5 protein-coding genes and 2 pseudogenes are annotated in these 6000 nt (G+C 69.8%); 5 read left to right on the top strand and 2 right to left on the bottom strand.

Translation table 11 applies throughout. The annotated features are described in order from the left end of the window. Positions 1–414 precede the first annotated feature (414 nt). From PV350_RS01090 to PV350_RS01110, 5 genes and pseudogenes are all read left to right on the top strand, one after another. Positions 415–1863 carry an aldehyde dehydrogenase family protein gene (locus PV350_RS01090; protein WP_499509820.1) on the top strand — a complete coding sequence of 483 codons (1449 nt, stop codon included), beginning with the start codon at positions 415–417 and terminating at the stop codon, positions 1861–1863. A gap of 143 nt (positions 1864–2006) precedes the next feature. Then, the gene (locus tag PV350_RS01095; RefSeq protein WP_500332524.1) at positions 2007–3269 is read left to right on the top strand and encodes an MFS transporter; all 1263 of its coding nucleotides are present in this window, start codon (positions 2007–2009) and stop codon (positions 3267–3269) included. 153 nt (positions 3270–3422) lie between these two features. Next, on the top strand, positions 3423–4187 hold the full coding sequence (locus PV350_RS01100) for an SDR family NAD(P)-dependent oxidoreductase (RefSeq protein ID WP_500332525.1): 765 nt from the start codon (positions 3423–3425) through the stop codon (positions 4185–4187). Positions 4188–4383: 196 nt separating this feature from the next. Beyond that, positions 4384–4629 (top strand): annotated as a pseudogene (locus PV350_RS01105) (SMI1/KNR4 family protein); the annotation flags it as partial. 228 nt (positions 4630–4857) lie between these two features. Next, complete coding sequence (locus PV350_RS01110) at positions 4858–5268, top strand: cupin domain-containing protein (protein WP_500332528.1); 411 nt, start codon at positions 4858–4860, stop codon at positions 5266–5268. Between the two features lie 85 nt (positions 5269–5353). On the opposite strand, the gene PV350_RS01115 is transcribed toward PV350_RS01110, so the two are convergent. Both PV350_RS01115 and PV350_RS01120 read right to left on the bottom strand, forming a co-directional pair. Next, a complete protein-coding gene (locus tag PV350_RS01115; protein ID WP_499509824.1) occupies positions 5354–5860 on the bottom strand; it encodes an MEKHLA domain-containing protein in 507 nt (168 codons plus the stop codon). Further along, a pseudogene (locus tag PV350_RS01120) lies at positions 5853–6000 on the bottom strand (ketol-acid reductoisomerase); the annotation flags it as partial. The pseudogene PV350_RS01120 and the gene PV350_RS01115, both read right to left, overlap by 8 nt.

Here is a 6000-nt window from a genome sequence, read left to right on the forward strand (position 1 = left end):
CTTACGGGCCGGCCCGGGGCCACGGTTGCCATTTGCGAGTCGCCCGTGGAAATGTCTGAGGCGCAGGAGCACTCGCAGTCGACTGGTGACCGAGAGTGGATCATGCAAAGGCGCGGCCGCTCGTTGCGGGCGACCGGTCTGGAATTCCGGGTGAATGCCTGTGGCCGAGCCCACACTTTCACCCGGACAGTCAGGTGACAGCCCCTCGTCCTCCTCAACGCCCCGCGTCGGTACGCACGGGAGCACGCGCCCGACGGCGCTGGAGAACGGGGTGGCTGACGAGCCGCGACAAGGAGCGCCGGATCCGGCGCTTCCCCAGGGCGAGCGACAACCGGCACGGCAATCCGCTTGCCATGCGCTCTCCCCTCCATGGCACCGCCAGGGTGCCGTCAGTCAACGGATACAGGTGTTCAGATGAGTACTGGTCAGACGGCCCAGCATTGGATCAACGGCAAGTGGGTGGACTCGGTGGCGCACCGGGAGACCCTCAACCCTGCGACGGGTGAGGTGATCGGCCGTTACGCGGATGCCGGCCGTGCCGAGGCGGAGCAGGCCGTCCAGGCCGCCAAGGCGGCCTTCCACGAGACCGACTGGGCGAGCGACATGGAGTTCCGCACGCGGGTGCTCCTGGAGATCGCGGAGTCCTTCCGGCGTCATGAGGCGGAACTGGCCGAGCTGACCACGCTGGAGAACGGCAAGACGATCGGCGAGGCCTCCTTCGAGGTGAGTTTCGCCAAGGGCAACTTCATCACCGCCGCCGCACTGGCGCAGACCACCTACGGCCGGGTGATGGAGGTCGAGCCCGGCAAGCACACGATGCTGGTCCGTGAGCCGGTCGGGGTCGCGGCCGTCATCACCCCGTGGAACTCGCCGACCGCACTGCTGGCCCGCGACCTGGCGCCCGCGCTGGCCGCCGGCTGCACCGCCGTGGTCAAGCTGCCCGGGCAGACCGCACTGGTCAACGAGGCGATCAGCCGGGTCTTCGCAGATGTGCCGAGCCTGCCGCCGGGCGTGGTCAACATCATCACCGAGAGCGGTGCGGAGGCCGCCAAGCACCTGGTGGACTCCCCCGACGTCCCGGTCGTCATGTTCACCGGCAGCACCCCGACCGGGCGGGCCATCGCCGCGGCGGGCGCGCAGCGGGTCAAGCGCATCGGCCTCGAACTCGGCGGCAAGACCCCGCACATCGTGTTCGACGACGCCGACCTCGACGCCGCACTGCCGGTCATCGAGAAGTCCCTGACCATCTTCACCGGTCAGTTCTGCATCACCGCCAGCCGCCTGATCGTCCAGCGCGGCGTGTACGAGACGTTCAAGCGGCGCCTGGCCGAGCGCCTCGCGAAGGTGAAGGTCGGACCCGGCATCGATCCGTCCAACGACATGGGCGCCCTGATCGACCGGGCCGGCGTCGAGCGGGTGAACCGCATGGTCGAGGACGCCATCGCCGACGGCGCGGTGCCCGTGCTGCGCGGTGGCCCGGTGACCGAGGGCGATCTCGCCAAGGGCGCCTTCTACCGGCCGACGTTGCTCGAGGTGACCGACTCGAAGCTGCCGATCGTGCAGCAGGAGGTGTTCGGCCCGGTCCAGACGATCCAGGTGTTCGACACCGAGGAAGAGGCGATCGCGCTGGCCAACGACAGCGAGTACGGCCTGGGTGCCAGCGTGTGGAGCAGCGACGTGAACCGTCCGCTGCGGGTGGCCCGCAAGGTCGAGGCCGGGATGCTGTGGATCAACGACTGGGGCCAGCTGCCCAACCAGTTCGAGATCGGCGGCTACAAGCAGAGCGGCGTCGGTCACGCCAACGGCCCCGGCGGCATCGACCACTTCCTCGAGTGCAAGACCATCACCCAGAAGTTCGCCTGACCTGGACGGTCGGTGACCGTGCGCGCGGGTGAGCCCGGCGCTCGGCGCGCCTCCACCCGGTACGGCCCGGAACACCCGGGCCGTACCGGGCCCGCGGGCGAGTTGGCGGCGCCTTCCCATCGAACGAAGCGAGAGAAACCTTGATGACCACCGCCGATACCAGTCGGGGCCCCATCCGTTCGGCGGCCGCCCGGCACCCCGCCGCGCGTCGACGCCCGCAGACCTCCTTCGCCACCGGATTCCACATGGTGGCCGCGGGATACGCGTCATTGATGGCCTTCGGTGCCGCACCGACACCGCTCTGGCCGCTGTACCAGCAACGCGATCACTTCGGCGCGACCGCCGTGACGGTGGCCTTCGCGGCCATGGTCGTCGGAGCGGCCTTCAGTTTCGGTGTGCTCGGCCATCTGTCCGACCGGGTGGGGCGCCGCATGGTGGTCGTACCGGCCCTGCTGGTCGGCGTGGCAGCCGCGGCAACCTTGGCCGTGTGGCCGACGCTCCCGGGGCTGATCGCCGGACGGGTGCTCACCGGAGTGGCCGTCGGGCTGATGGCCTCCACCGCCACCGCGTATCTCAGCGACCTGTACCACCGGGCCCATCCGGGACGTCCCGCATCGCAGGTACCGGCAGTGGTCGCGAACGTGGCCAATCTCGGCGGCCTCGCGATGGGACCGCTGATAGCCGGTGTCCTGTCCGAATGGGCCCCCGTACCCCTGCGCACGTCCTACATCGCCCTGGGCGCGGTCATGCTCCTGCTCGCCGCAGCGCTGCTCGCCGGCCCCGAGACCGTCGACACCACCACCGCGGGCGGCCACCGGGCGGTCCGTTTCGCCCTGCGTACCGGCGGAGCCCCGGCTTTCGGCCTGGCGGCGGCGGTCGGGTTCTTCGCCTTCGCGGTGATGGGGTTCTTCTCCTCCCTCGGGTCGACCATCGTCCGCACCGAGCTTCACGTCACCTCGACCTTCGTGGTGGGCCTCGTGCCCTTCACCGCACTCGCAGCCTCAGCCCTGGCTCAGCTCGCACTGGGCAAGCTGACGCACCCGGCCCTGCTCGGCACCGGGACCGTTCTGTTCCCGACAGGTCTGGCGCTGACCACGTTGTCCCTCTACCACCCGGTCATGTGGCTCTTGCTCGCTGCGGCCGGCTTCGCCGGTGCGGGCGCCGGCCTGCTCTTCAAGGGAGCGGTTGCCGAGACGATGAGATCGGCCGTTCCCGAGTCGCGGGCAGGAGTGTTCTCGGTCTTCTTCGTGATCGCGTACCTGGGCCTGGGTCTGCCGTCCATCGCCTTCAGCCTGGCGATCCGGCACGTGGCGCTGCAACCGGCCATGATCGGGTTCTCAGCCGTGTTCGCGGCGGGCGCCGTGGGAGCCGTGATCGTCGCCCTCACCGCTCACCGCGAGAAGTGAGTCCATCGTCGTTCCCGCGCCGGCCTGGTACTGCCCGTCCCCGGAAAACCGGGGCACTGGCAGCTCCGGCGGCCGTTACGTCCACTGGTCGTGGGTGGGGATCGTCGGCCACCGGCTTGATCTCCACCGTCGAACACCGATCAAGGAGACACCATGAGCACCGACCAGAAGATCGCCGTCATCATCGGGGCCAACCGCGGGCTGGGACGGGCCGGCGCCCTGCACCTGGCCGCGGCGGGCGTCGACGTCGTGATCACGTACCGGAACAACCAGGCCGAGGCGGAGGACGTCGTGGCCGCCATCAGGGATCTGGGCCGGACCGCGGTCGCGCTGCGCCTGGACACCGCGGCCGTGGGCTCCTTCACCGCCTTCGCCGAGCGACTGGGCGCGGAACTGACATCCCGCTGGGACAGGACGACATTCGACCACCTGGTCAACAACGCCGGCCACGACGTGACCGCGGCCTTCGCGGACACCACCGAGGAGGACTTCGACGGCCTGGTCGACGTCCACCTCAAAGGCGTCTTCTTCCTCACTCAGACTCTGCTGCCGCAACTCGCCGACGGCGGCGCCGTGGTGAACGTCTCCACCGGACTGACACGCATCACTGCCCCGGGCCACGCGGCCTACGGCGCGATCAAGGGTGCGGTCGAAGTCCTGACCCGCTACCAGGCGAAGGAACTCGGGGAACGCGGTATCCGCGTCAACGCCATCGCGCCCGGGGCCACGGCAACCGACTTCGGCGGAGGCGGCATGATGCGCGACGAGCGGGTGCGAACACGTATCGGCTCGCAGGTCGCCCTCGGCCGCATGGGCAAGCCCGACGACATCGGCGCAGCACTTGCCGCGCTGCTCTCGGACGCGAACCGGTGGGTCACGGCACAGCGCATCGAAGTCTCCGGAGGCCAGAGCCTGTGACGCCAGGTCCGCCCCTGGAGGGGGCGTCGTGGCGGAGGTGTCCGGCTGAAGGACCACTGGTCCCAGCAGCTCGGGAGTCGTGCCAGTCCGTCCCGATAGCCTGCCTGCTCACACGCACCGCGGCCGCTCCAGGCAGCCGCGAGGAAGGCGGCAGACGGTGGACACGGCCTCAGCCGAGATCGAGCAGGTGGAGCGGGTGCTCGGGGTTGCGTTGCCCGAGGGTTACCGCGCCTTCCTCGCAGTTCAGGGAGCTGTGTCCCGGTTCTTTCCTCCAGCGGACGACTTCCTGCTGCTCTTCCCGGCCGGTGACCTGATCGGCCTCAATGAGGCAGCGGAGCTCGCCGCGCGTCTTCCCGGCGCGGTGATCATCGGCGGTGACGGCAGTCGTGAACTGCTGGTCTACGACTGCCGGCAGCAGCATCCCTCGCTGTACATGGTGGACGTCTCGGCCGAGGGCTGGTCCGATGCCATCCACCAGGCGTCGTCCATCACGGAGTTCATGGCCCCGGTTCGCCGAACGGGGCTGGCTCTGGGAGTAGGCGACACAACCGTCTGCGCATCGCACGTTCCTTCGCGCCCGCGCTCGCCGCGGATCGACGCCGGGTCCCTGTCACAGCCGGGGACGCCGTCTTGTCCTCACTGCGGACAGTCCACGTTGCTGGAGGAACACATGAGCGCAGACCACGCACACCTGCCCCCGGGCGTCGAGGTGATCGCGACCCTGCCGGATGCGCAGCCGCGGATCCCGCAGGGCTCCGAGGCCAGGACCATCCGGGTCACCCTGCAGCCCGGCGACGCCGGCGCCCCGCCGCACCGGCACCCCGGGCCGCTCTTCGGCTACGTCACCCAGGGCGAGATCCTCTTCGAGCTCGAAGGCCAGCCGCCCCGGGTGCTCAAGGCCGGCGACGCCCTGTTCGAGCCCGGCGGCGACGTCATCCACTACCAGGGCGCCAACAACCTCCAGGACGCACAGTCCCAGCTGGTGGTGACCATGTTCGCGCCTCCCGGCACCCCCGTGCTGACCGTGGTCGGCGCGGACGAGCTGGCCCAGCGGCGGCACCTGCGGTACAGCCAGTCCTGACGCCCGGAGGGCGACGTACGCAAGCAGAGCGGGCTGTGCCCATCGGGACGTCCCGATGGGCACAGTTGCCGCCGTCACACGTGGCCTAGTCCGCGGACGGTCCAGGCCCGACCGCCGGACGGAACACGGCGGCCTGACCGTGGTGGGTTCCGTCGGAGTCCTCGAGGTTCCACATGCAGACGTCCTCGATCCGGAATATCCGGCCGTCCTTGTGCTGCCGCAGACCCTGGTACCCGTCGGCGTAGCCGCGTTCGTCCACCGATGCGAGCAGCGCGTCCCGGTCCTGCTGCGCGTCCGGCGCGGCCGACCGGCGCGACGGGAGGCCGATGAACTCCTCCCAGGTGTAGCCGAAGGACCGCTGCGCGGTGCGGTTGGCGTAGACGAACAGCGGGTCGGCCGACACGTCGTGCGCCAGCAGCCCGAAGGGCGCCTCCTCGTAGAGCCACTGGGCCGCCTCGGCGTCCGATGCCCACACCGGCGGGCACAGGTGGACACCCACCAGACGTCGGTAGCTGTCGAGGAGGAGCAGGGCGAAGCGCGGATCCCCGCGCCGGTCGGACGGCGCGGGGATCCGCCGGGAGGGGTCAGTCACCGTTCTCGACCCAGCTCATGAGCTTGCGGAGCTTCTTGCCTGTGGTCTCCAGCAGGTGGTTCTCGTCGGCCTTCTTGTACTCGTTGTACCGGGGCAGGCCGGCGTTGTACTCGGCGATCCAGTTGTTGGCGAAGGAGCCG

The organism is Streptomyces sp. PA03-6a (assembly GCF_033792765.1).
Classification (GTDB): domain Bacteria; phylum Actinomycetota; class Actinomycetes; order Streptomycetales; family Streptomycetaceae; genus Actinacidiphila.

Coding starts and splice junctions, on each gene's coding strand:
- PV350_RS01090 (WP_499509820.1), top strand. CDS start 415: ATGAGTACTGGTCAGACGGCCCAGCATTGGATCAACGGCAAGTGGGTG.
- PV350_RS01095 (WP_500332524.1), top strand. CDS start 2,007: ATGACCACCGCCGATACCAGTCGGGGCCCCATCCGTTCGGCGGCCGCC.
- PV350_RS01100 (WP_500332525.1), top strand. CDS start 3,423: ATGAGCACCGACCAGAAGATCGCCGTCATCATCGGGGCCAACCGCGGG.
- PV350_RS01110 (WP_500332528.1), top strand. CDS start 4,858: ATGAGCGCAGACCACGCACACCTGCCCCCGGGCGTCGAGGTGATCGCG.